A 2,419-nucleotide genomic window follows, 5' to 3' on the forward strand; every position below is an offset into this window, starting at 1 on the left:
CCGTCCGGCAGCTGACCGCCGTCCGGCTCGATGCCTTCGGCGGGCAGCTGCGCGCCCCGCAGGAAAGCGGCGGTAGCAGGCATCTCGTCCGCGGGCGGCCGGACCGCGCTCAGGCCCCGGCTCGTGCTGATCATCTGCACCTGGTCCCGGCCAGACGCCTTGGCCCGGTAGAGGGCGGCGTCGGCGGCGGCGAGCAGTTCGGTCAGCTCGCGCCCGGAGCCGTTGTCGAGCGCCGCGACGCCGATCGACGCGGTGACCGCCACCCGCTCGGACCCGGGAGTGCCGTCCGCGTAGATCGGCAGCCGCGCGATGTGCGCGCGGACCCGTTCGGCGATCCTGAAGGCGTCGACCGCGCGGGTCTGCGGCAAGAGCATCACGAACTCCTCACCGCCGAACCGGCCGGCCAGGTCGTAGTCGCGCAGCACCTCGGTCATCGCGCCGGCGATCTGGCGCAGCACCTCATCGCCGAGCAGGTGGCCGTAGGTGTCGTTGATCTGCTTGAACCTGTCCAGGTCGAGCAGCGCCACGGCGAGCGGCGACCCGGTACGGACCGCGCGGGAGACCTCCGCGCTCGCCTCGCGCTCCCACGTCGCGGCGTTGAGCAGCCCGGTCTTGGCGTCCGCGCGGGCCTCGCTGAGCAGCTGCGGGTGCCGGATCGACCGCTGCAGCAGCGTGGCGAGCGGCAGCGCGATGATCAGCGTCAGGTAGCTGACGGTCATGCCGAGCGCCACCAGCACGGCCGCGCACAGCTCGGTCGCGTCGTTGTGCAGTTCCTCCCGGCCGAGCACCGTGGCCTTGATCTTGGTGGCCGGGTCCGCCAGCCGGATCGCGCTCAGCACCAGGCCCTGGTTGACCGCCCACTGCGTGAGGCCGCAGGCCCCGGCCGCCACCAGCCACATCGCGGGATGGCGCCACAGGTAGCCGCGCGGATCCCCGCCGGCGGGCAGGATCCCGTGGAAGACCAGCGACGCGCTGCCGTAGGCGAGGCCGATCGCCGCGGCGGTGAACACCCGGCGGTACGGCGGCGCCCGCTTGACCCGCCACTGCGTCAGCGCCAGCCGGATGGCCGGGATGATCAGCGCGTACAGCACGGGGAGCAGGATCACCACGGGGAGTTCCCAGACCGCGTACACGTCTTTCACGACGCCGGCTGGCTCGCCGGCCCGCCTGGTCAGCTCTACCGTGACGGCGCCGCAGGCCAGCAGCGCGGCGAACAGCGCGAGCTGGCCGGCGGAGAACCGGAACGCCGCCGCGGCCACGCCGGTGCACGCCAGGTCCGCGCAGATCACGAGCAAGACGAACGCGCGCACCCGGGGCGGCAGCGACCAGACGGGCCAGTCGCGGACGCGCGGCATGCCATGGCCGGGCAGGCGGCCGGGCGTGCTGCTGCGCGCGAAACGCATCGAACCCTCCCCTTAACGCTGAGTAGGCCAGATAGCACAACGTGTGGCGTTAACCCCAGGTTGTCACAGATGTCACGTGCGCACTGTCAAAACGCGACTACTGACAGACAGAATTGCCGTCACGGCCCACGTGCGGACGAGCCCGCACGGACCCGGAAATCCCGGCTCTGCAAGCGTTTGCAGGCCGCGAGGCCAGTGCACGGACCGGACCTCCGTTACCAAAGTGTTACCTCTGAGGATTTTCTCATGGGTTGACCTGGGATGCTGGCCTATTCAAGCATCAAGAGGGAATACCGGACTAGCGCACGGTCGCTACCTGGTTACCCACGGCTAAACAGCACGCCGCCGGTGAGCGAGAGGAGCGGTGCATGGGCACCACTGGCTGGGCGAAGTAACCTTCGCGGCCTGGACCGGTCCAGCGCTACGCCCGGGGCACGGCGCCGGTCCGCTGGCCGGCCTCGGCGACCGCGGCATCTCGCGCGGCGGTCACCTCCGCGGCGGTCAGCGTGCGGTCCGGCGCGCGGAAGCGCAGCGTATACGCCAGCGACTTGCGGCCGTCACCGAGCTGGGCGCCCGTGTACACGTCGAACAGCCGCACGTCCTCAAGCAGGTCGCCCGCGCCGTCAAGTAGGGCCGCGGTGACGTCCGCGGCGGGCACCTCCGCGGCGACAACGAGGGCCACGTCCTGAGTGGCCGGCGGGTACGGGGACAGTGCAGGCCCGCGCACGACAACCGCGGCCGCGGCGGTGGCCAGCACGGCGAAGTCCAGCTCGAACGCGCAGGTCCGCGGCGGCAGGCCGTAGGCCTCGATCACCCGGGGGTGCAGCTCGCCCGCGTGCCCGGCCAGCCACTTGTGCTCCTGCCCGGTGCCGTCAGCGGTGACCGCGTGCACGTACAGCGCCGCGCACCGGCCGGGGTGCCACGGCGGTTCCTGCGCGGCCCGCACCTCGAACGTCAGGTGGCCCACCGCGCCGGCCTGGCGCGCCGCCTCGATCGCGTCCGCCCAGTTCGCGGCC

General features: G+C 72.2%; 1 protein-coding gene and 1 pseudogene. Both read right to left on the reverse strand.

The genetic code is table 11. The annotated features are described in order from the left end of the window. Positions 1-1,403 (reverse strand): GGDEF domain-containing protein (locus tag WA805_RS28785; protein ID WP_425243896.1); only part of this gene is annotated, 1,403 nt, incomplete at its 3' end. A 421-nt stretch (positions 1,404-1,824) separates the two neighbouring features. Continuing rightward, positions 1,825-2,419 (reverse strand): annotated as a pseudogene (locus WA805_RS28790) (phenylalanine--tRNA ligase subunit beta); the annotation flags it as partial.

This window comes from Trebonia sp., assembly GCF_049794275.1.
GTDB lineage: Bacteria > Actinomycetota > Actinomycetes > Streptosporangiales > Streptosporangiaceae > Trebonia.